27 protein-coding genes are annotated in these 26,283 nt (G+C 73.3%); 17 read left to right on the top strand and 10 right to left on the bottom strand.

The genetic code is table 11. The features are described 5' to 3' along the window. Positions 1 to 3: 3 nt before the first annotated feature. From RB608_RS11230 to RB608_RS11220, 3 genes are all read right to left on the bottom strand, one after another. Positions 4 to 1,191, bottom strand: a complete 1,188-nt coding sequence (locus tag RB608_RS11230; protein ID WP_308087983.1) for an AAA family ATPase — start codon at positions 1,189 to 1,191, stop codon at positions 4 to 6. 9 nt (positions 1,192 to 1,200) lie between these two features. Then, positions 1,201 to 1,920, bottom strand: coding sequence for a hypothetical protein (locus RB608_RS11225; protein ID WP_308087982.1), 720 nt, complete (start codon positions 1,918 to 1,920; stop codon positions 1,201 to 1,203). 206 nt (positions 1,921 to 2,126) lie between these two features. Continuing rightward, positions 2,127 to 3,917, bottom strand: a complete 1,791-nt coding sequence (locus tag RB608_RS11220) for an AMP-dependent synthetase/ligase (protein ID WP_308087981.1) — start codon at positions 3,915 to 3,917, stop codon at positions 2,127 to 2,129. A gap of 121 nt (positions 3,918 to 4,038) precedes the next feature. On the opposite strand from RB608_RS11220, the gene RB608_RS11215 reads away from it, so the two are divergent. The 5 genes from RB608_RS11215 to RB608_RS11195 are packed head-to-tail and all read left to right on the top strand — an operon-like array spanning position 4,039 to position 7,969. After that, on the top strand, positions 4,039 to 4,494 hold the full coding sequence (locus tag RB608_RS11215) for an SRPBCC family protein (protein ID WP_308087980.1): 456 nt from the start codon (positions 4,039 to 4,041) through the stop codon (positions 4,492 to 4,494). A gap of 10 nt (positions 4,495 to 4,504) precedes the next feature. Then, complete coding sequence (locus RB608_RS11210; RefSeq protein ID WP_308087979.1) at positions 4,505 to 5,707, top strand: ArsA family ATPase; 1,203 nt, start codon at positions 4,505 to 4,507, stop codon at positions 5,705 to 5,707. Beyond that, complete coding sequence (locus RB608_RS11205; RefSeq protein ID WP_308087977.1) at positions 5,704 to 6,132, top strand: hypothetical protein; 429 nt, start codon at positions 5,704 to 5,706, stop codon at positions 6,130 to 6,132. The genes RB608_RS11210 and RB608_RS11205 overlap by 4 nt, the downstream gene beginning before the upstream one ends. After that, on the top strand, positions 6,129 to 7,058 hold the full coding sequence (locus tag RB608_RS11200; protein WP_308087976.1) for an ROK family glucokinase: 930 nt from the start codon (positions 6,129 to 6,131) through the stop codon (positions 7,056 to 7,058). Before RB608_RS11205 ends, RB608_RS11200 begins: the two co-directional genes overlap by 4 nt. A gap of 8 nt (positions 7,059 to 7,066) precedes the next feature. Beyond that, positions 7,067 to 7,969 (top strand): ROK family protein, encoded by a 903-nt coding sequence (locus tag RB608_RS11195; protein WP_392390988.1) that lies wholly within the window; start codon positions 7,067 to 7,069, stop codon positions 7,967 to 7,969. A 19-nt stretch (positions 7,970 to 7,988) separates the two neighbouring features. On the opposite strand, the gene RB608_RS11190 is transcribed toward RB608_RS11195, so the two are convergent. Next, complete coding sequence (locus RB608_RS11190; RefSeq protein WP_308087974.1) at positions 7,989 to 8,420, bottom strand: hypothetical protein; 432 nt, start codon at positions 8,418 to 8,420, stop codon at positions 7,989 to 7,991. A 28-nt stretch (positions 8,421 to 8,448) separates the two neighbouring features. Further along, the gene (locus RB608_RS11185; protein ID WP_308087972.1) at positions 8,449 to 9,237 is read right to left on the bottom strand and encodes an alpha/beta fold hydrolase; all 789 of its coding nucleotides are present in this window, start codon (positions 9,235 to 9,237) and stop codon (positions 8,449 to 8,451) included. A 99-nt stretch (positions 9,238 to 9,336) separates the two neighbouring features. On the opposite strand from RB608_RS11185, the gene RB608_RS11180 reads away from it, so the two are divergent. The 6 genes from RB608_RS11180 (at position 9,337) to RB608_RS11155 (ending at position 14,837) form a co-directional block, all read left to right on the top strand. Beyond that, positions 9,337 to 10,056, top strand: coding sequence for a lysophospholipid acyltransferase family protein (locus RB608_RS11180; protein WP_308087970.1), 720 nt, complete (start codon positions 9,337 to 9,339; stop codon positions 10,054 to 10,056). 11 nt (positions 10,057 to 10,067) lie between these two features. Beyond that, positions 10,068 to 11,210: a MacS family sensor histidine kinase gene (macS, locus tag RB608_RS11175; protein ID WP_308087969.1), complete on the top strand. Its 1,143-nt coding sequence runs from the start codon at positions 10,068 to 10,070 to the stop codon at positions 11,208 to 11,210. After that, positions 11,207 to 11,719 carry a flavin reductase gene (locus RB608_RS11170; protein WP_308087968.1) on the top strand — a complete coding sequence of 171 codons (513 nt, stop codon included), beginning with the start codon at positions 11,207 to 11,209 and terminating at the stop codon, positions 11,717 to 11,719. The genes macS and RB608_RS11170 overlap by 4 nt, the downstream gene beginning before the upstream one ends. A 79-nt stretch (positions 11,720 to 11,798) precedes the next feature. Further along, entirely contained in the window at positions 11,799 to 13,151 is a 1,353-nt protein-coding gene (locus RB608_RS11165; RefSeq protein WP_308087967.1) for an alpha/beta fold hydrolase, read from the top strand. 129 nt (positions 13,152 to 13,280) lie between these two features. Next, on the top strand, positions 13,281 to 13,925 hold the full coding sequence (locus tag RB608_RS11160; RefSeq protein ID WP_308087966.1) for a response regulator transcription factor: 645 nt from the start codon (positions 13,281 to 13,283) through the stop codon (positions 13,923 to 13,925). A gap of 21 nt (positions 13,926 to 13,946) precedes the next feature. After that, positions 13,947 to 14,837 carry a hypothetical protein gene (locus tag RB608_RS11155; RefSeq protein WP_308087964.1) on the top strand — a complete coding sequence of 297 codons (891 nt, stop codon included), beginning with the start codon at positions 13,947 to 13,949 and terminating at the stop codon, positions 14,835 to 14,837. A gap of 115 nt (positions 14,838 to 14,952) precedes the next feature. Here the strand turns inward: RB608_RS11155 and RB608_RS11150 are convergent, their stop codons facing one another. Continuing rightward, positions 14,953 to 15,771, bottom strand: a complete 819-nt coding sequence (locus RB608_RS11150; RefSeq protein ID WP_308087963.1) for a DUF1028 domain-containing protein — start codon at positions 15,769 to 15,771, stop codon at positions 14,953 to 14,955. 35 nt (positions 15,772 to 15,806) lie between these two features. Between RB608_RS11150 and RB608_RS11145 the strand changes: the two genes are divergently transcribed. The 3 genes from RB608_RS11145 to RB608_RS11135 all read left to right on the top strand — a co-directional run bounded on the left by RB608_RS11145 (position 15,807) and on the right by RB608_RS11135 (position 19,957). Next, a complete protein-coding gene (locus RB608_RS11145) occupies positions 15,807 to 16,835 on the top strand; it encodes a 6-phosphofructokinase (RefSeq protein WP_308087962.1) in 1,029 nt (342 codons plus the stop codon). A gap of 135 nt (positions 16,836 to 16,970) precedes the next feature. Further along, a complete protein-coding gene (locus tag RB608_RS11140) occupies positions 16,971 to 18,425 on the top strand; it encodes an APC family permease (RefSeq protein ID WP_308087961.1) in 1,455 nt (484 codons plus the stop codon). Between the two features lie 194 nt (positions 18,426 to 18,619). Further along, positions 18,620 to 19,957 (top strand): class II 3-deoxy-7-phosphoheptulonate synthase, encoded by a 1,338-nt coding sequence (locus RB608_RS11135; RefSeq protein ID WP_308087960.1) that lies wholly within the window; start codon positions 18,620 to 18,622, stop codon positions 19,955 to 19,957. A 21-nt stretch (positions 19,958 to 19,978) separates the two neighbouring features. Here the strand turns inward: RB608_RS11135 and RB608_RS11130 are convergent, their stop codons facing one another. From RB608_RS11130 to pknB, 3 genes are all read right to left on the bottom strand, one after another. Continuing rightward, complete coding sequence (locus RB608_RS11130; RefSeq protein ID WP_308087959.1) at positions 19,979 to 21,028, bottom strand: NADase-type glycan-binding domain-containing protein; 1,050 nt, start codon at positions 21,026 to 21,028, stop codon at positions 19,979 to 19,981. A 51-nt stretch (positions 21,029 to 21,079) separates the two neighbouring features. Beyond that, complete coding sequence (locus RB608_RS11125) at positions 21,080 to 21,562, bottom strand: SRPBCC family protein (protein WP_308087958.1); 483 nt, start codon at positions 21,560 to 21,562, stop codon at positions 21,080 to 21,082. A gap of 83 nt (positions 21,563 to 21,645) precedes the next feature. After that, the gene (pknB, locus tag RB608_RS11120; protein WP_308087957.1) at positions 21,646 to 23,745 is read right to left on the bottom strand and encodes a Stk1 family PASTA domain-containing Ser/Thr kinase; all 2,100 of its coding nucleotides are present in this window, start codon (positions 23,743 to 23,745) and stop codon (positions 21,646 to 21,648) included. A gap of 114 nt (positions 23,746 to 23,859) precedes the next feature. Here pknB and RB608_RS11115 point away from each other — a divergent pair, with 114 nt between their 5' ends. From RB608_RS11115 to RB608_RS11105, 3 genes are read left to right on the top strand one after another with little or no spacing between them, the layout of a single operon-like run. Beyond that, entirely contained in the window at positions 23,860 to 24,231 is a 372-nt protein-coding gene (locus tag RB608_RS11115) for an Rv2175c family DNA-binding protein (RefSeq protein WP_308087956.1), read from the top strand. Positions 24,232 to 24,241: 10 nt separating this feature from the next. Continuing rightward, complete coding sequence (locus tag RB608_RS11110) at positions 24,242 to 24,706, top strand: ribonuclease domain-containing protein (protein WP_308087955.1); 465 nt, start codon at positions 24,242 to 24,244, stop codon at positions 24,704 to 24,706. Next, positions 24,703 to 25,116: a barstar family protein gene (locus RB608_RS11105; RefSeq protein WP_308087954.1), complete on the top strand. Its 414-nt coding sequence runs from the start codon at positions 24,703 to 24,705 to the stop codon at positions 25,114 to 25,116. Before RB608_RS11110 ends, RB608_RS11105 begins: the two co-directional genes overlap by 4 nt. Before the next feature lie 27 nt (positions 25,117 to 25,143). Here RB608_RS11105 and RB608_RS11100 read toward each other — a convergent pair whose 3' ends face one another. Continuing rightward, positions 25,144 to 26,232 (bottom strand): polyprenyl synthetase family protein, encoded by a 1,089-nt coding sequence (locus RB608_RS11100; protein ID WP_308087953.1) that lies wholly within the window; start codon positions 26,230 to 26,232, stop codon positions 25,144 to 25,146. Positions 26,233 to 26,283: the final 51 nt, after the last annotated feature.

The raw sequence follows: 26,283 nt of genomic DNA, 5'->3' as shown, positions 1-26,283 counted from the left end.
GGCTCAGCTCCTCCCGCGACGGAACAGTCCGCGCGAGCGGGGTGCCTCGACGGACGCGGGGGCCGCCGCCGTCGGGGCGGGGATCGGCTGTCCGGTCACCGACCCGGCGAGGTGCGCGTACGCGAGGCTCGCCGGGTGCCCCGGCTTGTGCGAGACGATCGGCGTGCCGGCGTTGGTGGCGGCGGCGATGTCGACCGCCGTGGCGACCTGGGCGCTGACCGGCATGCCGAGGATGCTCTCGACCTTCTCGACACTGATGCCGACCTGGTCGTCGGCCCGGTTGAGCAGGAGGTGCCGGTGCCCGCGGGCGATGCTGAGCATGTCCATCGTCTCGAGGGCGACCTTGACGTTCTTCAGCGTGGGTACGTCGAGCGTCGCGACGATCACGCACTCGTCGGTCTCGTCCAGCGCCGTCAGGGTGGCGTCGTCGAACGACGGCGAGGTGTCGACGACGATGTAGTCGAAGCCGTCGCGCAGCGCGCGCAGGATCCGGGAGATCAGCAGCGGGGTCACCCGTTCGCGTACGTCGGGGTGGGCAGGTGCGGCGAGCACGGTCAGTGTGTCCTGGTGCCGGGTCAGCAGGCCCTCGAGCATCGCGAGGTCGATGGAGTCCTCGGAGCCGACGGCCTGCTCGATCGAGTGGGTCGGGAAGAGCTGCATCGTGATGGCGACGTCGCCGAAGGCGAGGTCGAGGTCGACCAGGCACACCTTGCGGGCACCTCGGTCGGTGAGGGCGAGCGCCAGGTTGACCGCGGAGGTCGTCTTCCCGACGCCGCCCTTGGGGGAGAAGACGGTCACGACCCGGCCGAGCTGCCGGGCCCCGCCCGGGCCGCGGAGCGCCTGGTAGAGCTGGTGAGCGCGCTCGACCGCGCTGGTCAGCGCCTTCTCGTCGCCACCCGCGACCACGACGTCGCGGACGCCGGCGTGCATCGCCCGGGTGAGGACGTCGGTGTCGAAGTGGTCGCGCACCAGCACGACGCTGGCGGTCGGCCGCCTGATGCGCAGCTCCTCCGCGGTCGCGAGCGCCACGAGCAGCTCGACCGACGGCCCGAGAGCCACGACGTACTCGTCAGGGTGCTGGTCGAGCCAGGCCAGCGCCCGCTCGGTGGTGGCGACCGCCTGGGAGCCGGCGGGCATCGCCCGGACCAGGCTGTCGACGAGGGTGGGGTCCTGTTCGACGAGAACCGGCATGAGAAGACCTCACTCGCTGTCGCGGATGGTGGCACAGGGTCCGGTCTTGTCGAGCTGGACCTCGCTCTCCGAGTTCAGCAGGGCCACGGAGAGCTTGCCGCGCTCCCGACCGTCCTGAAGCCACTCGAACTGCTGCTGGGTCACGGCCAGGTGCAGGGCCGGGGCACTGCCCTCGGTAGCGCCGCCCTCGGCCGTGGTCGTGGTCTGCGCGCCCTTGGAGAGGACGGTCACGCGGTCGATGAGGAGACAGGTCGGCGTGGCCGGGTTCACCGTCAGGAAGACGGCGAGCTGCGACCCGGGCTCGATGAAGGAGCCCACCGGCAGGTCGAAGGACTCCGGTTTGGCGATCATGCCCTGCGGCAGCGGCAGCGATGCGACGTCGATGGTGTCGCCGACCCCGCCGAACTTGGTCGAGAGCAGCTGCTCGCCGGCGTACAGCGTGGTCAGCGCGACCTTGCCGTCGAGGTTGCCCAGGTCGCTCTGGCGCAGGGCGTTGTCGAGGACCTGGCCCTGCGGGACCTCGGTCTCGGCGAGCTTGCCGGTGTCGAGGGCGGACTTGACGCTCTCGCCGGGGAGGACGGTCTTCCCCGCGGCGACCGTGACGACCAGGGTGGTCTGGTACTTCTCCGCGGCACGGGACTCGGCGCCACGGGCGAACACGAAGACGAGCCCGACGCCGAGCGCGGCGATCACCGCTGCTACGACGAGCAACAATCTGCGACGGTCCACTTTCAGAGCCCTCCCGCTCCCCATGTGTGAGTCCGCAGCTCCCGGCTGCAGCGCACCGCGAGGCTAGCGAAGTCCGCGCCGGTGGCGTGAGCGAAATGGGCAAATGCCGCCGAATGATGTCCGATCGCAACCTGCGGGATGGCCCGTCGGGACTATGGTCCCTCGCCGGTCCCGTGCGATAGGGGTCCTTCGGCCTGGATCCGCGCTCAGGCGTAGAGCGCGGCGATCTCGTCGCGGCACTCCCGCATCACGACGTTCCGCTTCAGCTTCAGGCTCGGCGTCACCTGGCCGGCCTCCTCGGTCCAGTCGGACGGCAGGATCGCGAACTTCCTGACCGACTCGGCCTTGGACACGGCCTTGTTGGCCTCGTCGACCGCGGCCTGCACCTCCGCGCGCAGGTCCGCGTCGTCGACGAGGTCGGCGACCTTGCCCGACTTGCCGTGCTGCTCGGCCCAGGCCGGGAAGGCCTCCTCGTCGATGGTGACGAGCGCCGCGATGAACGGCTGGCCGTCGCCCACGACCAGGCACTGACTGACCAGCGCCGAGGCGCGCACGCGATCCTCGAGCACCGCCGGGGCGACGTTCTTGCCGCCGGCGGTCACCAGGATCTCCTTCTTGCGCCCGGTGATCCGCACGAAGCCCTCGTCGTCGACCTCGCCGACGTCGCCGGTGTGGAACCAGCCCTCGCCGTCGATCGCCTCGGCCGTGGCCTCCGGGTTGTTCCAGTAGCCGCTGAAGACCTGGCCGCCGCGGAACAACAGCTCGCCGTCGTCCGCGATCCGTACGGCGGTGCCGGGGATGGGGCGCCCGACGGTGCCGACCTTCTGGGCGTCCGGGAGGTTGACGGTGAGCGCCGCCGTGGTCTCGGTCAGGCCGTAGCCCTCGAGAACGGTCACGCCGATCCCGCGGTAGAAGTGGCCGAGGCGGTCGCCGAGCGGGGCGCCCCCGGACACGGCGAACTCGCAGTTGCCGCCGAGGGCCGCCCGGAGCTTGGCGTAGACCAGGCGCGAGAAGAGGGCATGCTGCGCCCGGACCCGGACCGGGACGCGGCCGCCGTCCAGCGCTCGGGAGTAGGCGATGGCGGTCTCCGCGGCACGGTCGAAGATCTTGCCCCTGCCGTCGGCGGTGGCCTTCTGCGACGCGGTGTTGAAGACCTTCTCGAACACCCGCGGGACCGCGAGGATGAAGGTCGGCCGGAAGGTCGCCAGCTGGGGGAGCAGGTTCTTGATGTCGGCGCTGTGCCCCAGGCGGGTGCGGGACTTCACGCAGCCGACCTGGATGATCCGCGCGAAGACGTGGGCCAGGGGCAGGAAGAGCAGCGTCGAGGCGCCCTCGGTGACGAACAGCCGCTCCAGCTCGGCCACCGCGACACAGAGCTCGGTCTGGAAGTTGTCGTGGGTGAGCATGCAGCCCTTGGGGCGGCCGGTCGTGCCGGAGGTGTAGATCAGGGTCGCGAGATCGGCGGGACCGGCGACCTGCCGCCGCGCCTCCAGGTCGTCGTCGCTCACGCCGGTGCCGAGCGCGGTCAGTGTCGCGATCGCGCCGTCGTCGAGGGCCCAGAGATGCTCGAGCGCGGGCAGCCGGTCGCGGCTGGCCTCGACCCGGCCGCGGTGTCCGGCGTCCTCGCAGACGACCGCCCGGGCGCCCGAGTCGGAGAGGATCCAGTGGATCTGCTCCTCCGAGGAGGACTCGTAGATCGGCACCGTCGCCGCGCCGGCGAACCAGATCGCGTAGTCGAGCAGCGTCCACTCGTAGCGGGTGCGGGAGACGATCGCGACCCGGTCGCCCGCCTGCAGCCCGGCCGCGAGCAGGCCCTTGGCGACCGCGGTGACCTCGTCGAGGAAGTCGGCGCAGGTGACGTCGTCCCAGCCGCCGTCGGCGGTGGCACGGCTGAACTGCACGGCCCGCGGCGCCTCGGCCGCGTTGCGCACCACGTCGTCGGTGAGATTGCCGGTAGTCGGGATCTCGATGGTCTGCGGGGTGGAGTACTCGCGCACCGTTTCTCCTGGTCTGACGCGCCGGCAACAAGCGCCAGCAGCCTACTCCCGCATCCGCCGTGACCTGCGGCACGCCGAGGACCCGGGCCTCGGCGAGCCGGGGGTCCGGTAGCCTTCCGGCATGGCCGAACAGACGTCCTCGTCGATCGTCGTCGACGCACCCGCCGCGGAGGTGATGGCCGTCATCGCCGACTTCGCGGCGTACCCGCAGTGGGCCAAGGGCGTCACCGTCGCCGACGTCCGCTCGTCCTACGACGACGGCGACGCCACCCAGGCGGGTCGGGCGCGTGAGGTGTTCTTCGCCCTCGACGTCTCGCCGATCAAGGACGAGTACACCCTCGCCTACGTCTGGGACGGCGACCGTCAGGTCACCTGGACCCTCGTCGAGGGCAAGATGCTCAAGGCGCTCGAAGGCGCCTATGTGCTGCGGGAGACCGGCGGCGCGACCGAGGTCACCTACCGTCTCGCCCTCGACGTCTCGATCCCGCTCATCGGCATGCTCAAGCGCAAGGGCGAGAAGATCCTCATCGACACCGCGCTCAAGGGCCTGAAGAAGCGCGTCGAGTCCGGCGACTGAGTCTGCCGGCGTGCGGATCGTTCTCTTCACCGGCAAGGGTGGCGTCGGCAAGTCCACCGTCGCGGCCGGTACGGCGGCCCTCGCCGCGGCCGGTGGCCTGCGCACGCTGGTGATCTCGACCGACGCCGCGCACTCGCTCGCCGACGCCTATGGTGCGGCCGCCACCGGGCGCGGCGCCGAGCCCACCGAGGTGGCACCCGGCCTCTTCCTCCAGCAGGTCGACGCCCAGCTGCGCTTCGAGCAGTCCTGGGCCGACATCCAGCGCTATCTCCTCTCCGTGCTCGACGCGGTCGGCATGGACCCGGTCGCCGCGGAGGAGATGACCGTCATCCCCGGTGCCGAGGAGGTGCTGGCCCTGCTGGAGCTGCGCCAGCACGCCCGCTCCGGGCGCTGGGACGTCATCGTCGTCGACTGCGCGCCGACCGCCGAGACGCTGCGCCTGCTGGCGTTGCCCGAGGCGCTCGGCTGGTACCTCGAGCGGCTGCTGCCGATCCAGCGCCGCCTGGTCAAGGCGCTGCGCCCGGTGCTCAACCGGGCGGCCGGCGTGCCGATGCCGGGGGACGCGGTCTTCGACGCGATCACCCGCCTGCACGGCGAGCTGGACGACGTCCACGCGCTGCTGTCCGGCGCCGACGCGAGCGTCCGGCTGGTGCTCACCCCCGAGCAGGTGGTGCTCGCCGAGGCGCGTCGGGCCTACACGAGCCTGTGCCTGTTCGGCTACCGCGTCGACGGCGTGGTCGCCAACCGGGTCTTCCCCGACGGGGACAGCGACCCGTGGCGGGCCGGCTGGGTGGCCGCGCAGGCGGACGTGCTGCGTGAGGTCGCGCAGTCGTTCGGCGGGCTGCCGGTGTGGACCTCGGAGTACCAGCCCGCCGAGCCGGTGGGGGTCGCCGCGCTGACCGCGCTCGCCACCGACCTCTACGACGGCGCCGACCCGCTCGCCGTACCGACCGGGGACGGGCCGTTCCGGGTCACCCGCGGTGAGTCCGGCGCGGTCGTGCACCTCGCGCTGCCGTTCGTGACCCGGGCCGAGGTCGACCTCGCGCGCAACGGCGACGAGCTGGTGATGACCGTCGGCTCCTACCGGCGGCTGATGACGCTCCCGCCGGGTCTGGCGCGACTGCGGGTGGCGGGCGCCGGCGTGGTCGAGGGCGAGCTGCGGGTACGGTTCGCGGAGCCCGATCCCGTGGCGACGGGGAAGGAGTCCAGGTGAGCGACGACCGGTCGAAGGACCAGCCGAAGCACGACGTCGGCAGCGTGGGCGAGGAGGCGATGAAGCTCTTCGGCGCGTTCGCCGACCTGGCCAGGCAGCACTCCGGCGACGCCGCCGGTGGATTGGGCAATCTGGCCGGGCTGGCCGGCCAGGCCGCCGCGATGGCGCACGACGTCGACGAGCACCTCGCCACGGGCGCGGCCGAGTGCCGCTACTGCCCGGTCTGCCGGGTGGTCCACGCGGTGCGGCAGACCTCGCCCGAGGTCAAGGCGCATCTCGCGGTGGCGGCTTCCTCGCTGCTCCAGGCCGCCGCGGGTCTGCTCGAGACCCTGCCCCAGTCACCCGCCGGCGGCTCCGGTGCCCCGCGCGGCCCCGAGGTGCAGCACATCGACCTCGACGACGACGGGCCGGACCCGGGGCCGTGACCCGCGACCTCACCTGCGGGATCGACATCGGCGGCACCAAGATCGCCGGTGCCGTCGTCGACGCCGGCGGCCGGATCGTCGGGGAGGCCCGGGTCGAGTCGCCGGCGACCGACGCCACCGCGATCGCGACGGCCGTCGCGGGGCTCGTCTCCGAGCTGGCCGCGGGACACCCGGTGCGCGCGGTCGGCGTGGGTGCGGCCGGCTACGTCGCCGCGGACCGCTCGACCGTGCTCTTCGCCCCCAATATCGCGTGGCGCAACGAGCCGCTCGGGGCAGACCTGGCCCGTCGGACGGGGCTGCCGGTGATCGTCGAGAACGACGCCAACGTGGCCGCCTGGGGGGAGTTCCGGCACGGTGCGGGCCGCGACGCCGAGCACCAGCTGATGGTGACGGTCGGCACCGGCGTGGGTGGCGGCGTGGTCACCGGGGGCCTGCTGCTGCGGGGCGCCCACGGCGTCGCCGCCGAGATCGGCCACCTGTGCGTCGTCCCCGACGGCCTGCCATGCGGCTGCGGCAACCGTGGCTGCCTCGAGTCCTACGCCAGCGGCACCGCCCTGGTCCGTGCCGCGCAGGCGGCGCCCAGCGCCGCGGTCCTCGAGGCCGCCGGGGGCGATCCGGCCGCGATCACCGGGCCGATGGTCACCGCCGCGGCCGTGGCCGGCGATGCGGGTGCCCTCGGCCTGCTCGCCGAGGTCGGCGGCTGGCTCGGGCACGGCATCGCCTCGCTCGTCGCCGTCCTCGACCCCGAGGTCGTGGTGGTCGGCGGTGGGGTCGCCGCGGCAGGGGACCTGCTGCTCGCCCCGGTGCGGGCGGCGTTCGACCGCGAGCTGACCGGCCGGGGCTTCCGTCCCCGGGCCGCGATCGTGCCCGCCGTCCTCGGCAACCGCGCCGGCATGATCGGTGCCGCGGACCTCGCCCGGGGGTGAGCATGGGCGTGAGCTACGTCGGCGTCGACGTCGGCGGCACCAAGGTGCTGGCGGTGCGCGTGTCCGCGACGGGTGCGGTGGAGGCGACCGCCACCCGGCCGATGCCCGGCGTCGCGGCGGGGCCCGCGGCGGTGGAGGACGCGGTCGTCCTCGCCGCCCGCGACGTGTACGGCGACCTCGCGCCGGCGGGCCTGGGCGTCTCGGCGGCGGGGCTGGTGGACGCCACCGGGGAGCGCTTCCTGTTCGGCGCGCATCTGCCGTGGCGCGATGCCCCCGTCCGGCAGGCGATCGCGGACCGCACCGGGCTCCCGGTGGTCCTCGACAACGATGCCAACTGCGCCGCGTACGCCGAGCTCGTCGCCGGCGCCGTCCGAGGGGTGCGGTCCGCCCTGCTCATCACGATCGGCACGGGCATCGGCGGCGCCGTCGTCATCGACGGCCGCGTCATCCGCGGCGCGCACGGCCTGGCCGGCGAGTTCGGTCACATGCAGGCCGTGCCCGACGGCCTCGCCTGCGAGTGCGGCCTGCGCGGCTGCTGGGAGCAGTACTGCAGCGGCCGCGCGCTCGAGCGGGTGACCCGGGTCGCGCTCGGCCGTCACCTCGACGGCCCTGAGGTGACGGCGCTGGCACTGGCCGGCGACCAGGTCGCGCTGCACTCGTTCGCCTCGATCGGCACCTGGCTCGGTGTCGGCTCGGCCGCCCTGGTCTCGGCGTTCGACCCCGAGGTGGTCGTGGTGGGTGGCGGCGTCTCGGCGGTGGGCGACCTGCTGCTGGGCCCGGCCCGGCGAGCCCTTGCCGGCGCCCTGCAGGGCACCGCCTACCGGGCGGTGCCCGAGCTCGTCCCGGCCCGGATGGGGCCGGAGGCCGGAGCCGTCGGCGCCGCCCTGCTGGCGCGCGACGGCCGGTCCTGAGCGGTCGGCGTCGTCGGGGTCAGACCCGTGCCCCGTCGTCCCATGGATCGCGGGGCGGGCCGGGCGAGCGGATCACGAGATAGCAGAAGCCGCCCACGAACCAGGCCACGAGCAACCACCCCAGCCACGACGGCATGTCCAGGCCGAGGACGAGGAAGACGAGCAGCACGGCCGGCGCGCCGAACACCCCCAGCCAGGCGAGCATCCGATCGGGGGGTGGCACCGGCACCGGAGGCGCCTGGGCGGGGACGAAGCGGTCCTCGTCGAACTGGTTGAGGTCGTCGTACGTCTCGTCGTAGCGGTCCTCGTCGGGGTCGTCCGCAGCCTCGGGTGCGGGGCCGGGATCGGCATCGTCACCCTCGCCGGCGGTCTCCAACTCGACACGCTCGCCGTAGTTGTCGATGATCGCCTGCCAGGCCGCGTCGTCGTAGTCCGGGTCGTCCCGTTGCACGCTCTCAGGTTACGCCCCACGCCCATCCCTACGCGGACGTCACCCGCGCGACGAACGCTGCCGACTCCTCGAAGATCGTCGGTGCGTCGTTGTCGAGCGTCGCCACGTGGTAGCTGTCGGGCAGCGGGACCCGGGTGACGTCGGCCGAGGAGATGCCGTCGAGCACGATCGGCTCGGAGGAGTCGTCGACGACATGGTCGTCGGCCGAGCGGAAGTAGAGCAGGGGAGCGGTGATCCGCGGCAGGTCGGCGCGCAGTGCCGGCCAGGCCTGCATCAGCGAGTGGATGGCCTTCAGCGGAGTCCGGTCGTAGCCGCGTTCCAGCACGCCGGGCTTCTTGATGTCCCCGGCGATCGCCGGGAAGGAGGGCACCACGTGCTTGAGCACCGGGAGCAGCTTGACGTCCAGCCGCCGAGTCGCGACGGCCGGGTTGACGACCATGACCCCCGCGACCTCGTCAGGGCGGTCGGCGGCCAGCCGCAGCACCAGCGCCCCGCCCATCGACAGCCCGCCGACGACGACAGCGTCGTGTGCGGCCCGCAGCGCGTCGAAGGCGCGGGTGAGCTCGGCGTACCAGTCCGCCCAGCGTCGGGTGTTGAGGTCCTGCCAGGTGGTGCTGTGCCCGGGCAGCAGTGGAACGGCGACGCCGTACCCGAGCGCGCCGAGGTGCTCGCCCCACGGTCGCATCGACGCCGGCGAGCCGGTGAACCCGTGGCTGAGCAGGACGCCGACGCGGCGGCCGCCCGTCAGCTCGGGGCGGGCCGCGATCGTGAGCGGCGCGGTCAGGTCGGTCTCACGGTCAGGGGTGCTCGGCGGCATGGCGAGATTGTGCCGCACCACCGCTAGGCTGCCTCAGTGGCGCCCTTGCGGGCGGGCGCGGGTCGATGGACGGTGCTTGATTCTGGGAGGTTCGGTCGCTTGTTCTACTGGTTCCTGAAGTTCGTCGCCCTCGGGCCGCTGCTGAAGGTCGTCTTCCGCCCCCGGGCCGAGGGCGTGGAGAACGTGCCCGCGGAGGGCCCGGCGATCCTCGCCAGCAACCACCTGTCGTACGCCGACTGGCTGTTCATGCCGCTGGTGATCCCGCGGATGGTGCGCTTCGTCGCCAAGGCCGAGTACTTCACCTCGCCCGGCGTCAAGGGCTGGCTGCAGAAGAACTTCTTCAGCGGGACCGGCAACATCCCGATCGACCGGGCCAGCGGCGACGCGGCGTCCGGTGCGCTGGTGTCGGCCAAGCGGGTCCTCGCCGAGGGCGAGCTGTTCGGGATCTACCCCGAGGGCACCCGGTCCCACGACGGCCGTCTCTACCGCGGCAAGACCGGGATCGCCCGGCTGACCCTGGAGACCGGCGTCCCGGTGATCCCGGTCGCCGTCGTCGGCACCGACGTGGTGGCGCCGCCGGGCAAGAAGTTCGGCCGGATCACCCGCCCGACCGTCCGCTTCGGCAAGCCGCTCGACTTCTCGCGCTACGCCGGCATGGAGAACGACCGCTTCATCCTGCGCTCGATCACCGACGAGATCATGTACGAGATCATGCGGCTCTCCCAGCAGGAGTACGTCGACATGTACGCCACCCGGGCCAAGGCCGAGTCGCGGCGCAGCGACCGCGGCGACGGTGAGCCCGGCAGGCTGGCCTCCTGACCGACCGAACGGTGACCGACGGGGGAACCACCACGCGGGCCGCGATCGCGGTCGAGGACCGCATGTTCCGCGCGCTGGCGGTGCTGCGGGTCGTGGTCCTCGGCTACGCGGTGGCGCTCAACGCCTACCGCGCCAACTTCGACCACCCCGTGCTCGGCTGGACCTGCGTCGGGGTGATGGTCCTCGCGACGGTGGCGTCGATCGTCGTGTACGCCGCCCCGGAGCGCCGGGTGCCGGCCGTCCTCCTGGCCGATCTCGCGCTGGCAGTGGCCCTGCTGCTCGCGACGCCGGTGGTCAAGGGCGTCTGGTTCCAGGCGACCATCCCCGGCTACTGGATCGTCGGCGCCCTGCTCGCCTGGGCGATCCGCTACGGCTGGCGCGGCGGCACGGCCGCGGCCGTCCTGCTCGGCGCCGTCGATCTGCTCAGCCGCTCCCAGATCGCCCAGAAGGACTGGGGCAACGTGTTCCTCATCCTCCTCGGCGGCTCGATGGTCGGCTTCGTCTGCGAGTCGCTGAAGGAGATGGCCGCGGAGCGGGACCGGGCGCAGCGGGAGGCGGCGGCGGCGGCCGAGCGGACCCGGCTGGCCCGTGCCGTCCACGACGGGGTGCTGCAGGTCCTCGCGCTGGTCCAGCGGCAGGGCGGCGAGCTCGGCCGGGCCGCCGGCGTCCAGGAGCAGGCGCTGCGCACGCTGATCCGCTCCCAGGACGCGGTCACGACGACCTCGCCGGACGCGGCGGCGGGCCGGGCCGACCTCGCCGCGGCGCTCACCGCGCTGGGCTCGCGCCCGCGCACGGAGGTGGGCGTGCCGGCGGGGCCGATCGAGCTGCCGGCCCACGCCGTGACCGAGTTGGTGGCGGTGGTCCGGGCCTGCCTCGACAACGTCGAGCGCCATGTCGGCGTCGACGCGCCGGCCTGGGTGCTCGTCGAGGACTTGGGCGACCGGGTCGAGGTGAGTGTCCGCGACGACGGACCCGGGATCGCCGACGGCCGGCTGGCGGCCGCCGAGCAGGAGGGCCGGCTCGGGGTCGTCGAGTCGATCCGGGGCCGGGTGCGCGACCTCGGCGGGACCGCCACGCTCGACACCGGCTCCTACGGCACCGAGTGGACCTTCGCCGTACCCCGGGAGGGCCGTGTGTCGGAGGACGGGCGATGACCATCCACAGCACCCACCCGTTCGCCGACCCGGACCCGGACCCGGCCCGCCGGTTCCGGGGCCGGGTCGGCGGTGCGGTCGTGCTGTGGACCGCGGGCGACGAGCAGGACCGCGCCGGCCTGACGGTCACCTCGCAGATGGTCGCCCTCGGCCCCGAGCCCGCCGTGCTGGCGCTGCTGGATCCCGACTCCGACCTGATCGAGGCGCTCCGCGACACGGGCAGCGCCGTGGTCCAGCTGCTGTCCTGGGCCGACCGCCAGCTCGCCGAGGCCTTCGCCGGGACGGCGCCCGCGCCCGGCGGACCGTTCCGCCAGGCCGAGTTCATCGCCACGCCGTACGGCCCGCGGCTGGCGACGGCGGGCACCTGGGCCGGTGTCCGGCTCACCGACGAGCGTGTGGTCGGCTGGTCGGTCGAGGTCACCGCGGTCCTCGAGCAGATCGAGATCGGCGACGACGAGGGCGGCGACGACCCGCTGCTGCACCGGCGCGGTCGCTTCCACCGGTCCTGAGGCGGACGGCACCCCCTAGGGGTATGGCCCGGGGGCTTTCCCGATGTGCGGCGGCAGGCGCCGGACCTAGCGTCGCGGCATGCCACGACAAGCCCCCCGCACCCTCGCCCTCACCCTCGCCCTCGTCGTCGTCCTCGTGCTGGCCGCCTGCTCGAAGGAGGAGCGCAGACCCGGCAAGCCCCGCGGCCTGGACGGGGACTGGGTCGGCGTCATCGAGGTGCCCGGCGCGCCGATCGACCTCGGCCTCACGTTCGCCGACGGCGGTGCCACGATCACCATCCCCGCGCAGGGCCTGAGCGACGCCGAGCTCACCGAGGTGCGCACCACGAGCACGGAGGTCGAGTTCCGGGCGCCGCAGGTCTCCGCGGACGCGGCCTTCGCCGGCAGCTACCGCGCCTCGACCGGACGGCTCACCGGCACCCTCACCGCCGGCGGACAGTCCCTCGCGGTGAGCCTCGAGCGGGGAAAGGTCGCCGCGCCGGAGCGGCCGCAGGAGCCGGCGACGCCGCTCCCGTACCGGGTGGAGGGCGTCACCTTCGACGCCGGTGACGTCACGATCGCCGGCACCCTGACCACCCCCGAGGGAGCCGGCCCGTTCCCGGCCGTCGTGCTGCTGACCGGCGCCGGCGCGCAGGACCGCGACGAGGCGGGCTTCGGGCACAAGCCCTTCCTGGTGCTGTCGGACGCGCTGACCCGGGCCGGGTACGCCGTGCTGCGCACCGACGACCGCGGGGTCGGTGGCACCACCGGCAGCGACGACGACGCCACCTACGAGGACCTCACCGCGGACGCCCTCGCGATGACCGACTTCCTGCGCGCACGGCCCGAGGTCGACGCCGAGCGGATCGGCCTGCTCGGCCACAGCCAGGGCGGCTACCTGGCTCCGCTCGCGGCGGCCCGGGCACCCGAGAAGGTCGCCTTCGTGATCCTGGTGGCCGGGCCCGCGCAGACCGGTTGCGAGGTGCTGAAGTACCAGGGCCGGGCCCAGCTCGAGCTCCAGCAGGGCACGCCGGAGCAGCTGAGTGCCAGCGACGCGTCGACCCAGCGGCTCTGCGACCTGCTCAAGGCGGGCGACCTCGACGGCGCCCGCGCGCTCCTGGGCGACGACGGTGCCGCGACGCTCACGCCGACGATGGCCGCGCAGACCAACTACGACCCCGAGCCCGCCCTCCGGGCGCTGCGGGTGCCCACGCTGGCGCTGTTCGGGAGCAAGGACATCCAGGTCCCGCCCGCCCTCAACGCCGCGCCGATGCGGCGCTTCCTGCAGGGCAACGGTGACGCCACCGTGCACGTCGTGGACGGTGCCAACCACCTCATGCAGCCCGCGGGCACCGGCACCCCCGACGAGTACGCCCAGATCACCACGACGATCGATCCCGGCGTGCTCGGCTACCTCACCACCTGGCTGCAGGAACAGGTGCCCCCCGCCTGACCTCGCGCCTGACCTCGCGCCTGACCTCGCGCCTGACCTCGCGCCTGACCTCGCGCCTGACCTCGCGCCTGACCTCGCGCCTGACCTGACGTCGGCTCTCGTCGGCGACCATGGCCTAGGGTCCCTCCCATGACGGACCGGATCCGGGTCATGGTCGTCGACGACCACCCCATGTGGCGCGACGCGGTGGAGCGCGACCTCCAGGCCGCGGGCTTCGACGTGGTCGCGGTCGCGGCGACCGGCGCCGAGGCCATCGCCCGGTTCCAGGCGACCCGGCCCCAGGTCGTCGTCCTCGATCTGCAGATCCCGGCGCCCACCGGCGTCGAGGTCACCGCGCAGGTGCTCGCCAGCGCGCCGTCGTCGCGGGTGCTCATCCTGTCGGCGTCGGGAGAGCAGGACGACGTGCTGGCGGCGGTGAAGGCCGGCGCGACCGGCTATCTCCTCAAGTCGGCGTCGCGCGACGAGCTCCTGGCCGCCGTACGCCGGGTGGCGGCGGGGGACAGCGTCTTCACGCCGGGGCTCGCCGCGCTGGTGCTCGGGGAGTTCCGGCGGATGAGCGAGCCGGCGACGCCGCCGGGGGAGCGGCTCACCGAGCGCGAGACCGAGATCCTCAAGATGGTCGCCAAGGGGATGTCCTACAAGCAGATCGCCGAGCGGCTGGTGCTCTCCCACCGCACGGTGCAGAACCACGTGCAGAACACGCTGCGCAAGCTGCAGATGCACAACCGGGTCGAGCTGACCCGCTACGTCTTGGAGCAGGGTCTCGACGAATGACGGATCTGGAAGACTCCGAGCGTGGCTGACCTGCTGGAGATCGCCGACGAGCTGTACGCGCTGCCGCTCGCGGAGTTCACCCCGGCCCGCGACGCGCGGGCCAAGGAGCTCAAGGGCACCCCGCTGGCCGCGCAGGTGAAGGCGCTGCGCAAGCCCAGCACCGCGGCCTGGGTCGTCGACCTGCTCGTCCGCCGCGAGGCGGCGCAGGTCGACCAGGTCCTCAGCGTCGGCGTCGCGCTGCGCGAGGCCCAGGAGGCGATGTCCGCCGGCGAGCTGCGGGCCCTGACCAGGCAACGCCGGCAGGTCACCGCCGCCGTCACCACCCAGGCTCGCCGGATCGCCGCGGACGAGGGCCTGCGCGTCACCGAGGCCGTCGCGGAGCAGGTCGAGGCCACCCTCACGGCGGCGATGGTCGACGCCGAATGCGGGCGCGCGGTGCGCAGCGGCCTGCTCGTGAGCGCCCTGCGGACGACCGGCATCGAGCCGATGGACGCCGACGACCTGGCGAGCGCCGTCGCCGTACCTGCGGCCCTCGGCTTCAGCGCCACCCCGCGCGCGGCCCCGCGTCCCGGTCCGCCTGACCTGCATCTGGTGCCGGACCCCGACCGGGCGGCCAAGGCGATCGCCGCCGCCGATGAGCGCCTCGCCGCCGCCCAGGAGGAGTACGACGCCGCGCGGGCCACCCACGACGACAGCTCCGGCGAGGTGGAGCGCCTGTCCGCCCGGTCCCTGCAGCTGGAGGCGGAGACCGATGAGCTGCGCCGCCGCCTCGCCGACCTCGAGGAGCAGGCGGAGGCACTGGAGGAGGAGCTGGCGGAGGCGGAGGAGGTCCGTGACGGCACCGCCGCCGAGCTGCGCACCGCCGCCGCCGAGCGGGACGCCGCGCAGGCGGCGCGGGACAGGCTGGACTGAGTCCCAGGAGCCTCAGGCGCACCACTGGGAGGGCAGTTCCTGCACTTGTGGGGCGTTGCAACGGCCGACAAGCGCAGGAATCCCCGGTCGACCGGGGATTCCTGCAGCGCCCGCCTCAGTCGTCGCCGCGCACGATCGCGAGGACCCGCCGATCGATCCAGGCCAGGTCGGGCGCGACCCGCATCTCGTAGTTCTCGGTGCCGGCCCAGGTGTGGAAGTCGCGGTGGCCGGCCGAGACCGCGAAGGACTCCAACTCGGTGCGCAGCGCGTCGTCGACCGCGACCCGCTCCTCCTCGGTGGAGGCGGTGAGGTAGAGGTCGTGGAGGTCGAGGAGCCGGGCGAGCTCGTCGATGGGCGCCGGGTGGTCGTCGACGCGCAGGTCGACGGCGACGTCGTCGAGGCCGCCGTACCCCGCGCCGTCGCGGACCACGAGCATCGCCGCGGACTGGCGGCCCCGACGATCGCCCCCCGCGGCGTCGCCGGCGGCCAGCGCGGCCAGGAGGCGGTCCTGCAGCGCGGCCTCGGGATCGCCGGCGAGCCAGGCCGCCTCCATCGCCTCGACCACCTCGGAGCCCGCCAGGCAGTTGCCCTGGATCGCGTAGCCGTCGCCGGTCAGCCCGCCGGCCCACGGGATGCACTCGGCGCCGGTGTGGGTGGCGGCCGTGCCGTCGAGGTCGACGATGCCGACCTGACGGTGCGCCCGGCCGCCGTCCTCCTCGATCAGCCGCTGCAGCGCGACCGGCGCGGTGGCGCCCTCGTCGAGGTGGGAGAGCGCGAGGCCCTTGTAGGCGACATTGGCGTCGGCCTGGGTCGCGACGGCGCCGACCCCCGCGACAGCGGCGGGCACGGCCGAGCCGACCGCCAGGAACTTGGAGGCGACGGCGACACCCCAGGTGTCACCGTCGGCGGACCGGGCCACGATCGAGAAGGTCATGGCCTGCAGCCTAGGTCTCGACGTAGGTTGGCGGTATGCGCGTCGGAGTGCTGACCGGTGGTGGTGACTGCCCGGGCCTGAACGCCGTGATCCGGGCCGTGGTGCGCAAGGGGGTGAACCAGCACGGCTTCGAGTTCGTCGGATTCCGCGACGGCTGGCGGGGCCCGCTCGACGGCGTGACGATGCCGCTCGGCATCGAGCAGTGCCGCGGCATCCTCCCGCGCGGCGGCACCATCCTGGGCTCCTCGCGGACCAACCCGTTCGGGGTGGAGGGGGGCGTCGAGCGGATCACCGACAACCTGGCGGCCGCCGGCGTCGACGCGCTCGTCGCGATCGGCGGCGAGGACACGCTCGGCGTGGCGACGCGGCTGGCCGAGCTCGGGGTGGCCGTGGTCGGCGTCCCCAAGACCATCGACAACGATCTCTCCGGCACCGACTTCACCTTCGGCTTCGACACGGCGGTCAACATCGCGACCGAGGCCATCGACCGCCTCCACACCACCGCCGAGTCGCACCACCGCGTGCTCGTCGTCGAGGTGATGGGCCGGCACGCCGGCTGGATCGCCCTGCACGCCGGCATCGCCGGCGGCGCGAGCTCGGTGCTGATCCCCGAGTCGCCCTTCGACATCGCCGCGGTTTGCGCGCACGTGGAGACCCGGTTCCGCAGCGAGTACGCCCCGATCATCGTCGTCTCCGAGGGCGCCCTGCCCGCCGACGGCAGCGGGATGACCCTCGTCAGCGGCGAGAAGGACGCCTTCGGCCACGTCCGCCTCGGTGGGATCGGCGACCGCCTCGCCCACGAGATCGAGCGGCGCACCGGCAAGGAGGCCCGCGCCGTCGTGCTCGGGCACATCCAGCGCGGCGGCACGCCCTCGGCCTTCGACCGCTGGCTCGCGACCCGCTTCGGGCTGCAGGCCATCGACGCCGTGGCCGACGGCGAGTACGGCGTCATGGTGGCCCTGCGCGGCACCGCGATCGTGCGGGTCCCGCTGGCCGAGGGCACCGGTGAGCTGAAGCTGGTCAGCCCCCAGGAGTACGCCGAGGCGCAGGTCTTCTTCGGCTAGGCCGGGGGCCTGCGGTGCGGCCAGCTCAAGCAGAAGAGCCGGACGCCACCCCGGGCAAATGCTTCCCAATCGGAGCGGCCTGCGCCAAGGTGAGGGCCGGGAGTGACTTTCCACCTCGGGAAAGGAAGGACGCAGATGTCCACGGAGACCACCGGTGAGACGACGCAGGGCGGACACGGCCAGCCGGAGTTGAAGCGGGTCCTCGGGCCCGGCCTGCTGCTCCTCTTCATCGTCGGCGACATCCTCGGCGCGGGCGTCTACGCCGTCACGGGCCGCCTCGCCGGCCAGGTCGGCGGCGTCGCCTGGCTGCCGTTCCTGGTGGCGTTCGCGATCGCCACGCTGACGGCGTACTCGTATCTCGAGCTCGTCACGAAGTACCCCCAGGCCGCCGGTGCGGCGCTCTACGCCCACAAGGCCTTCGGTGTGCACTTCGTGACCTTCCTGGTCGCGTTCACCGTCGTCTGCTCGGGCATCACGAGCGCGTCGACGTCCTCCGGCCTGCTGGCCTCAAACCTGCTGATCGGCTTCGGCAACGACGCGCCCGGCAAGGGCCTGGTGCTCGCCGTCGCGCTCGGGTTCATGCTCCTGCTGGCCGCGATCAACCTGCGCGGCGTGGGCGAGAGCGTGAAGTTCAACGTCGTGCTGACGGTCATCGAGATGACCGCCCTCGCGATCGTGATCGGCATCGGCATCTGGGTGATCGGCAAGGGCGACGGCGACCTCGAGCGGATCACCGTCTTCGAGAGCCCCGACGACAAGGGCCTGTTCATGGCCGTCACCATCGCGACGGCGATCGCCTTCTTCTCGATGGTCGGCTTCGAGGACTCGGTCAACATGGTCGAGGAGACGAAGGACCCGGAGCGGATCTTCCCGCGGATGATGCTCACCGGGCTCGGCATCGCGGTGATCATCTACATGCTGGTCGCGATCTCCGTCGTCGCGGTGATCCCGGCCGACAGGATCGGTGCGCCGACCAACGCCGAGGCCGGCATCCTCATCGACGTCGTCAAGATCGGCGCCCCGGATCTGCCGATCGACGACGTCTTCCCGTTCATGACGGTCTTCGCGGTCGCCAACACCGCGCTGATCAACATGCTCATGGCGAGCCGGCTGATCTACGGCATGGCCCGCCAGCGGGTGCTGCCGCCGGTGCTCGGCAAGGTGCTGCCGGGCCGTCGCTCGCCGTACGTCGCGATCGGCTTCACCACGCTCCTGGCGTTCGCGCTGATCATCTACGTCCGGCTGGGCTCCGAGAGCACGATCGTCGGCTCCCTGTCCGGGACGACGGCGCTGCTGCTGCTCGCCGTCTTCACGATCGTCAACGTCGCCTGCCTGATCCTGCGTCGCGAGCCGACCCGCCCCCACGGCTTCCGGGCACCGACGATCGTCCCGATCCTCGGAGCGATCTTCTGCGCCTACCTGCTCGGCCCATGGGCACGACTCGAGGCCGACATGATCCAGTACAAGATCGCCGCCGGCCTGCTCGTCATCGGCATCGTGCTGTGGGGCGCGACCCGGCTCTTCTACAAGCCCGAGGGCGGGCACTTCGCCGACATCGAGCACATGGACATCGACCCGACCGACGACTGACCTGCTCGGGCCGAGCGTGTCGGAGATCGACCTCGCCGCCCGGTCCTCGCTGCGCTCGGACCGCGGGCGTCGGTCGATGCGCTGCGCGCGTCCGCCACGCTGCCGGCCGCGTCACGGCCGGTTCTGCCGGGTCACCCGTCCCACGAGCCGTCGCCGACTCGGCGACCGGTCGTGCGGCGCCGTACCCTTGGGGGGTGAGCACCCTCCCGTCCCTCGAGCAGTTGCACGCCATCGGAGCGAAGCAGCAGCCGTCGTACGACGACCCCGCGGCCGTGGCCGCGACCGTCGAGCGACTGCGCACGCTGCCCCCGCTGGTGTTTGCGGGCGAGTGCGACGAGCTGAAGGCGAAGATCGCGGCGGCCAGCCGTGGCGAGGCTTTCCTGCTGCAGGGCGGTGACTGCGCGGAGACCTTCGTCGGCGCGACCGCCGACAACACCCGCAACAAGCTGCGGGTGCTGCTGCAGATGGCGGTGGTCCTGACCTATGCCGCGTCTGTCCCCGTGGTCAAGGTCGGCCGGCTCGCGGGCCAGTACGCCAAGCCCCGCTCGTCCGACACCGAGACCCGCGGCGGCGTCACCCTGCCGGCCTACCGCGGCGACGCGGTCAACGGCTTCGAGTTCACCCCCGAGTCCCGGCGGCCCGACCCCCAGCGACTGCTCGACGTCTACCACGCGTCGGCCTCCACGTTGAACCTCGTGCGGGCGTTCACCACCGGTGGCTACGCCGACCTGCGCCAGGTGCACACCTGGAACTCCGAGTTCGTCCGCAACAGTCCCGTGGGCCAGCACTACGAGGCGATGGCGGCCGAGATCGACCGCGCGCTGACCTTCATGCAGGCGATCGGCGCCGATCCCGAGGAGTTCCACCGAGTCGACTTCTACTCGTCGCACGAGGCGCTGCTGCTGGAGTACGAGCACGCCATGACACGCATCGACTCGCGCACCGAGAAGCCCTACAACGTGTCGGGCCACATGGTCTGGATCGGCGAGCGCACCCGCCAGCTCGACGGCGCCCACGTCGAGTACTTCCGCCACATCAGCAACCCGATCGGCTGCAAGCTCGGCCCCAACGCCACCGCCGACGACGCGCTCGCGCTGGCCGCCAAGCTGAACCCGGCCAACGAGTCCGGCCGGCTGACCTTCATCACCCGCTTCGGTGCGGCCAAGATCCGCGACGGCCTGCCGGCGCTGGTCGAGAAGGTCACCGCCGAGGGCGTCGACGTCGCCTGGGTGTGCGACGCGATGCACGGCAACACCTTCGAGACGTCCAACGGCTACAAGACCCGGCGCTTCGAGGACGTCCTCGACGAGGTGCAGGGCTTCTTCGACGTCCACCGCGCGCTGGGCACGGTCCCGGCCGGCATCCTCGTCGAGAACACCGGCGACGACGTCACCGAGATCGTCGGCGGCGGCGAGGAGCTCGACGAGCAGGGCCTGGCCCACCGCTACGAGTCGGTCGTCGACCCGCGCCTCAACCGGGTGCAGTCGCTGGAGATGGCCTTCCAGGTCGCCAGCATGCTGCAGAAGCGCTGAGCGACACCGGGAGCCCGCCGCTCAGGCGGGCGCGCCGCGGAACCGGACGTCGCTGATCGCGGTGAAGTCGCGGCCGGCGGGCCCCTGGCCGGGAGGCGTCACCTCGAGGAGGTGGAGCACGACCCGCGTCGACGCCACCGCGTCGACCTCCAACGGCTGCAGCGGGCGCCGGTCGGTGAGCTCCTGGGTGATCCGGGTGCCGTCGTCGAACTCCCACTGCACGACCCGGATCCGGCGGTTGCCGAGGTACCAGTTGTCGGCACCGTCGATCTTGGCGTAGCCGTTGACCAGGCCGACCTCGGTCAGCACGACCTCCTGGCCGAGGTCGAACACGAGCGACGCCCCGGTGCCGTCGCCGGGCATTCGCCAGGCGGTGCGCGGGCGCCCGTCGAGCATGTTCGCGGCGTCGTACGTCACCGGACGGTTCTGGCGGTCGCGGGACGCGGGCGCCGTGGCCGGCACCTCGGCGCGCGCCGCCGCCGTGAGGTCGGCGACGTCGTCGGGGTCGGGTGCCTCGACCGGTCCGGCCGTCCCCGTGCTGTCGGGCCGCGGCTCCTCGGACGACCCGCTCGGACGCACCGAGCGGGGACCGTCGGTGCGCTGGTCGGTCGCCGAGCCGGTGTCGTCGTCGCCGGCGCGGTCCCGGTCGTCGTCGCCTCCGGAGGCGACCAGCAGGAAGGCGCCGATGCCGGCGACCAGCGCGAGCACCACGACACCGACCGCCCACGGCAGCCACCGCCGGTCGCCCCGCTCGCGTGCGGGCGGAGCTCCGGGCGGGGGCGCGTACGGCGCCGGTGCGCCCGGCTCCGGGACGGCTCGCGTGACCGGTGCCGGTGGGGGACCGGGGGGCCCGAGGGGCCCGGGGTGCGGGGGCTGCCCGGTCGTCGCGTCGGCGTAGAGCGGATAGCGGGCCGCAGGCGGCAGCTGACCGGTCGGCGGGGGCATCACGGGCGCGCTCGCAGGGGGCACGGCCTCGGGGTGCCGGCCGGGGACGGGCTGTCCGCAGTTCGTGCAGAACCGGCCGACCCCGAGCTCGTGCCCGCAGCTGGTGCAGTGCGTCGGGGTGGTCATCGCGGGGCTCACCGTACCCCGCAGGCCGGGCGAGGTGTCAGAACCGGAGGATCACGTGGCGCTCGCCCGGCGACAGGCCTCGGCCTCGATGTCCTCCAGGTCGTGCTCGAGCACCGTGCGGGTGCGGTCGTAGCTGAATCCGCCGAACATCGCCCACATGGCCCGCGACAGCGCGGACCGGTGGCTCATCTCCACGGTGGTGGTCATCGCCAGCCGGGTACCCGTCGCGTCGGGCCCGGACGGGGTGAGGCGGTAGGCGGTGCGAATGACGTCGTTGCCGACCGCCGCCTCGACGACCGTACGGCGCGGGGGCTCGGACTCGACCACCTGGAGCTCCTCCGGGCCGTGGTGTCCGAACAGGGTGCGCCGTTCGCGCCAGGCCGTGCCGACGTCGTACGCGCCCTCGGTGAGGAGCTCGGCCTCGCTGACGCTGCGCAGCACGTCGTCGGCGTGGGCGACGTCGGTGATGACGGCCCAGACCTGCTCCGGTGGGGCGGGGATGGTGGCATGCACGTGGATGATGTGACCGGCCATGGCTACTCCGTCGGGTTGGTTCCCCCCAGCGTCCATGGTGCGCCTGTCCGGCCCGGTTGGCCAGCCCTACCGGGCCGTGCCGGTCAGACGACGTCGAGGACGACGGTGCTGCCCTTGCGGACCTTGCTGCCGCCGCCGGGGCTGGTGCTCCAGGCCACGCTGCCGTTGATGTAGATGTCGGCGCGCTCGATCTTCACGACCAGGCCGAGACTCTCCAGCAGGGCGACGGCGTCGTCGGTCGACTTGAGCCGGACCGACGGCACCGTGACGAGCTCGGGCCCCTTCGACACGACCAGCTGGACCGTGTCGTTCTTGAACAGGGTCCCGGAGTCGGGGGACTGGCTGATGATCCGACCCTCGGCCACGTCGTCGCTGTACTGCTCGTCGGTGACCTCGACCGTCAGCCCCTTCTTCTCCAGCGCCTGGGTCGCCCGGTCGGCGTCCTTGCCGACGAAGCTGCGGACCTTGACCGGCTTGCGGCCCTTCGAGACCACCAGCGTGACGGAGGTGCCGACGGGCAGGGCGGCGGCCTCGGGGGTGCCGAAGGCGGGCTGGCTCTGGATCACGCGGCCGGCCTCGACGGTCTCCGACCAGCGCTCGATGGGCTGGCCGGCGACGAACTTCACCTCGCCGAGGGCGGCCTCCGCCTCGGCGAGGGTCTTCCCGGTGAGGTCGGGGACGTCGTAGCGCTCCTTGCCGAGCGAGACGGTGAGCGCCACCTCGCCCTCGGGGAGGATCCGCGCGCCGGGGCGCGGGTCGGTGGTGATGACCAGGCCCTTCTCGATGCTCTCGGAGTAGACCTCGGCGCCGACGGTGACGCTCAGGCCGGCCTTCTCGAGCTTCGCCTGGGCGGCGGCCTGCTCCAACCCGACGACGCCGGGTGTCGTGGTGAACCGACCCCAGCCGACCCACCAGGCGGTGCCGCCGACGGCGGCCACGAGGACCACGAGGACGAGGGCGACAGCGATCCGCCGACCGCGTCTCCGCTTCTGCCTCGGCGGCGGCGGGGTCTCGGCGATGACGGTGGTCTGCTCGTGCGGCGGCGCCGGGGGACGGACGGCGGTCCGGACCGCCGGCGACTCGGCGACCAGATCGGGAAGACCCTCCCACAGCGAGCTCACCGGCTCGGGGGTGGTGTCGCCGCCGACGCCGGTGGCGGCGGGCTCGGGCTCGATGACGCGGGCGGCGGGCAGCAGGTCGGCGACCAGCTCCGGGTCCTCGCGCACCCCGTCGTGCAGCGCCTGGGCGACCCGGCGCACGTGGTGCAGCAGCACGGTGGCGTCGGCCGGGCGCAGGCTGGCGTCGCGGGTGGTGGCCCGCACGACCAGCGCGTCGACGTAGTCGGGGATCCCCGGCACGACCGTGGACGGGGGCGGCACGTCCTCGTGGACGTGCCGGTAGGCCACCGCGATCGGCGTCTCGCCGGTGTGGGGCTTGGTGCCGGTCAACAGCTCGAACAGGATCACGCCGGCGGCGTACACGTCGGCGCGGGCGTCGGCCCGCTGCTCGACGACCAGCTCGGGCGCGAGATAGGACACGGTGCCGATGAGGACGCCGTTGGTGGCGGTGTGCTGGGTGTCGGCGCTGACCGCCTTGGCCAGGCCGAAGTCGGCGACCTTGATCCGGGTCGCGCCCGAGTGGGGGTCGGCGGCGATCAGGACGTTCTCGGGCTTGACGTCACGGTGGATCAGTCCCGCCCGGTGGGCGGCGCCGAGCGCGGAGAGGATCGGGTCGAGGAGCGCGAGCGCCCGCTCGGGCGCCATCGGCGCCTCCTTGCCGATGGTGTCGCGCAGGGTGTGACCCGGGACGTACTCCATGACCAGGTAGACCGTGCCGTCGCTGTCATCGCGGCCCTGGTCGAACACGGCCACCACGTGCGGGTGGGAGAGCCGGGCCGCGGCCTTCGCCTCGCTCACGAACCGGCGGGCGAACGACTCGTCGTCGCGGGTCGTGGCGTCGCCGAGGCCGGGGTGCATGATCTTGACCGCGACCGTGCGGTCCAGACGGATGTCGACCGCCTCGTAGACGCTGGCCATGCCGCCGCGGGCGATCCGGACGCCGATCCGGTAGCGCCCGTCGAGCAGGCGGCCGTACTGGTGGTCCTCCACCCGCGGGGTGCGTCCCGCCGAGGGGTCGCCTCGACGCGCGGCGGCGGCGCCGCGGACGCGCTGGTCTTCGTGCACAGCGACCCTCCTGTGCATGTTCTTCTGGACCGGCCGGGGAAGTGACCGGAAGGACCATCGTACGGGGAGGGGCCACGTCGGCCCGCAGCCACGCCGGTGGGGGAGGATGGGCCCATGAGCGAACCGCGACTGGCCGATCTCGACCTCGCCGCCCTCGTCGAGGACTGGCTGGACTGGGACCAGGCCTCCGCCGAGATCGGCGTCACCCCGGCCAAGGTGCGCACCATGGTGCGCGACCACCAGCTCGCCGCCGCGAAGCCCGGCGACGGGCGCCCCCAGGGGATCCCGGCCCTCTTCCTCGTCGACGGCGAGCCGGTCAAGGGCCTCCCGGGCCTGCTGACCCTCCTGCACGACAGCGGCTTCGACGACCGCGAGTGCATCGCCTGGATCTTCCTCGACGCGGACCTGCCCGGCCGTCCGATCGACGCGCTGCGCGAGAACCGCGGCTCGGAGGTCAAGCGCCGCGCCCAGGCGCTCGCGTTCTGAGCGGGCGCGCATGGCCCGGCTGAGCCGCCGGACGACCCAGGTCGTCTCCACGGTCGTCACCGTCGTCCTGCTGGTCGGCGTGTGGTGGCTGCAGTCCGGCGGCTCCGACGAGCCGTCCGGCCCGGCGGTGGACACGTCCGCCTCGTCGAGCCCGTCGGCCTCCTCGAGCCCGACACGCGACGAGCACGGCCTCCCGTACGTCGACCTCGCCGATCTGCCGCCGGAGGCTGCCGAGACCGTCCAGCTGATCGCGGCCGGTGGCCCGTTCCCCCATCCCGGCAAGGACGGCTCGACCTTCGGCAACTTCGAGGGCCTGCTGCCGGACCGCGCCCGTGGCTACTACGCGGAGTACACCGTCGACACCCCAGGCCTCGACCACCGCGGCGCGCGACGGATCATCGCCGGCGACGGGGGTGAGCTGTACTGGACCGCGGACCACTACGAGTCCTTCGAGCGCATCCGGGAGAGCCGATGAGTGGTCTCGCCGCGGTCCTGGCCGGCCGCCACGCCCCGGGCGTGCACCGGTGGTCGTCGGGGCTCGAGGTCGCCGAGGTCCGGCACGCGGTGGAGCACGCCGGCTGGGCCTTCGGGTACGTCGACGGCGCCTCCCTCGACACCACGCCGGCCGTGCTGCGGGCGATCGGCGAGGCGCTGGCGTTCCCTGCTCACTACGGGGTCAACCTCGACGCCCTCAACGACTGCCTGCGCGACCTGCCCGGCCCGACGGTGCTGCTGTGGGATGCCTGGAGTGGCTTCGCCCGTGCGGAGCCGCGGCGGTTCGGCGTCGTGACCGGCGTCCTGGCGCGGCGCGGCGACACCGATCCGGCGATCGAGGTGCTGCTGCGCGGCCCCGGCCCGGAGGACGTCGTACCGCTGCTGGCCTGACGACGGCCCGGGGCCGCGGACCGTCGCTCAGCGGGTGCGGCGGGTCGCCGCGGCGGCGAGCTGCTCGAGCACCCCGCATGCCTCGGCGTCCCAGCCCGCCTCGGCCCGCCCGCTGCGGAGCGCGTCGACCGCCTGGCGGGCGAGGTCGTCGATCATGGTCTCCACCTCGGCACGGGCGCCGCAGCCGTCGATGATCGTGCGCAGGTCGGCGACCTCGGTCTCCGACAGGGCGGTGCCGAGGGCGGTGTCGAGACGCTCGGCGTCGGTGGGCGTGGCGTTGGCGAGGGCGAGGGCGACGAGCACGGTCCGCTTGCCCTCCACCAGGTCGTCGCCCGCGGGCTTGCCGGTGGCGGCGGGGTCGCCGAAGACCCCGAGCAGGTCGTCGCGCAGCTGGAACGCCTCACCGAGGGGGAGGCCGAAGGCGCTGAGCCGGTCGAGGGTCGCCGCGTCGGCGCCGGCGAGCGCGGCGCCGACGTGGATCGGCCGCTCGATGGAGTACTTCGCGGACTTGTAGCGCAGCACGGTCATCGCCTGCGCGACGTCGGCCCGGCCGCGGGCCTGTACCGACACGTCCAGGAATTGGCCGGCGATCACCTCGGAGCGGCACAGGTCGAACACGTCGAGGGCGGGCCCGACCCGGTCCCAGCCCAGTCCGCAGCGGCGCAGCAGCTCGTCGGACCAGGACAGCAGGAGGTCGCCGAGCAGGATCGCGGCCGCGGCGCCGTACTGCTCGGGGTCGCCCCGCCAGCCGTCGGCGCGGTGCGCGCGCTCGAAGGTGCGGTGGGTGGCCGAGCGGCCGCGGCGGGTGTCGGAGGCGTCCATCAGGTCGTCGTGGACCAGCGCGCTGGCGTGGAGCAGCTCCAGCGCGGCCGCGGCCCGTCGTACCGCCTCGGCGTCGCCGGCGGTCGGCGGACCCGCGAGCGCGGCGTACCCCCAGTGGCAGAACGCCGCCCGGAACCTCTTGCCGCCGGCGACGGTCACCCGCGCCTCGGACAGCAGCCGCGCGGCATCGCCGCCGAGCGGCGCCAGCCGGGCGGCCTGATCGGCCAGGAACGTGTCGAGGGTGGCCTGGACCTCGGTCCGGAAAGCGGTCGGGTCCCACGCCTGACTGGTCACGGATGTGAGCCTAGTGACCAGGGTGCTCGGCGAGATGCCCGGCCCCGGCGG

Source organism: Nocardioides sp. LHD-245, from assembly GCF_030929495.1.
Taxonomy (GTDB): domain Bacteria; phylum Actinomycetota; class Actinomycetes; order Propionibacteriales; family Nocardioidaceae; genus Nocardioides.
Note: the sequence above shows the minus strand (reverse complement) of the source record. Positions and strands in the feature narration are given on the sequence as shown.

Coding starts and splice junctions, on each gene's coding strand:
- RB608_RS11230 (WP_308087983.1), bottom strand. CDS start 1,191: ATGCCGGTTCTCGTCGAACAGGACCCCACCCTCGTCGACAGCCTGGTC.
- RB608_RS11215 (WP_308087980.1), top strand. CDS start 4,039: ATGGCCGAACAGACGTCCTCGTCGATCGTCGTCGACGCACCCGCCGCG.
- RB608_RS11185 (WP_308087972.1), bottom strand. CDS start 9,237: ATGCCGCCGAGCACCCCTGACCGTGAGACCGACCTGACCGCGCCGCTC.
- RB608_RS11170 (WP_308087968.1), top strand. CDS start 11,207: ATGACCATCCACAGCACCCACCCGTTCGCCGACCCGGACCCGGACCCG.
- RB608_RS11165 (WP_308087967.1), top strand. CDS start 11,799: ATGCCACGACAAGCCCCCCGCACCCTCGCCCTCACCCTCGCCCTCGTC.
- RB608_RS11160 (WP_308087966.1), top strand. CDS start 13,281: ATGACGGACCGGATCCGGGTCATGGTCGTCGACGACCACCCCATGTGG.
- RB608_RS11150 (WP_308087963.1), bottom strand. CDS start 15,771: ATGACCTTCTCGATCGTGGCCCGGTCCGCCGACGGTGACACCTGGGGT.
- RB608_RS11145 (WP_308087962.1), top strand. CDS start 15,807: ATGCGCGTCGGAGTGCTGACCGGTGGTGGTGACTGCCCGGGCCTGAAC.
- RB608_RS11140 (WP_308087961.1), top strand. CDS start 16,971: ATGTCCACGGAGACCACCGGTGAGACGACGCAGGGCGGACACGGCCAG.
- RB608_RS11130 (WP_308087959.1), bottom strand. CDS start 21,028: ATGACCACCCCGACGCACTGCACCAGCTGCGGGCACGAGCTCGGGGTC.
- RB608_RS11125 (WP_308087958.1), bottom strand. CDS start 21,562: ATGGCCGGTCACATCATCCACGTGCATGCCACCATCCCCGCCCCACCG.
- RB608_RS11115 (WP_308087956.1), top strand. CDS start 23,860: ATGAGCGAACCGCGACTGGCCGATCTCGACCTCGCCGCCCTCGTCGAG.
- RB608_RS11110 (WP_308087955.1), top strand. CDS start 24,242: ATGGCCCGGCTGAGCCGCCGGACGACCCAGGTCGTCTCCACGGTCGTC.
- RB608_RS11105 (WP_308087954.1), top strand. CDS start 24,703: ATGAGTGGTCTCGCCGCGGTCCTGGCCGGCCGCCACGCCCCGGGCGTG.